This is a genomic window from Duganella lactea (assembly GCF_009857505.1).
Lineage (GTDB): Bacteria > Pseudomonadota > Gammaproteobacteria > Burkholderiales > Burkholderiaceae_D > Rugamonas > Rugamonas lactea.
Map to the genome: position 1 here is coordinate 1 of NZ_WWCP01000092.1, position 893 is coordinate 893.

1 rRNA gene is annotated in these 893 nt (G+C 51.4%); it reads left to right on the plus strand.

Features of this window, described 5'->3' with window-relative positions:
* Nucleotides 1-893: ribosomal RNA gene (locus GTP44_RS26800) — 23S ribosomal RNA — on the plus strand; the annotation flags it as partial.

Genomic DNA, 893 nt, shown 5'->3' on the forward strand with positions numbered 1-893 from the left:
AGGTTAACCGCATAGGGAAGCCGTAGAGAAATCGAGTCCGAACAGGGCGATAGTCGCTGGGTGTAGACCCGAAACCAAGTGATCTACTCATGGCCAGGATGAAGGTGCGGTAACACGCACTGGAGGTCCGAACCCACTAATGTTGAAAAATTAGGGGATGAGCTGTGGGTAGGGGTGAAAGGCTAAACAAACTTGGAAATAGCTGGTTCTCTCCGAAAACTATTTAGGTAGTGCCTCAAGTATCACCATCGGGGGTAGAGCACTGTTATGGCTAGGGGGTCATCGCGACTTACCAAACCATTGCAAACTCCGAATACCGATGAGTGCGAGCTTGGGAGACAGACGTCGGGTGCTAACGTCCGGCGTCAAGAGGGAAACAACCCAGACCGCCAGCTAAGGTCCCAAAGATTGGCTAAGTGGAAAACGAAGTGGGAAGGCTAAAACAGTCAGGATGTTGGCTTAGAAGCAGCCATCATTTAAAGAAAGCGTAATAGCTCACTGATCGAGTCGTCCTGCGCGGAAGATGTAACGGGGCTAAGCCAGTCACCGAAGCTGCGGATATGTAGTAATACATATGGTAGGAGAGCGTTCTGTAAGCCTGTGAAGGTGTCTTGTAAAGGATGCTGGAGGTATCAGAAGTGCGAATGCTGACATGAGTAGCGATAATGGGGGTGAAAAGCCCCCACGCCGTAAGCCCAAGGTTTCCTGTTCAACGTTCATCGGAGCAGGGTGAGTCGGCCCCTAAGGCGAGGCAGAGATGCGTAGCTGATGGGAAGCAGGTTAATATTCCTGCACCGTCGTATGATGCGATGGGGGGACGGATCGCGGAAGGTTGTCTGACTGTTGGAATAGTCAGTTTCTGCTTCATAGAAGGTGCTTAGGCAAATCCGGGC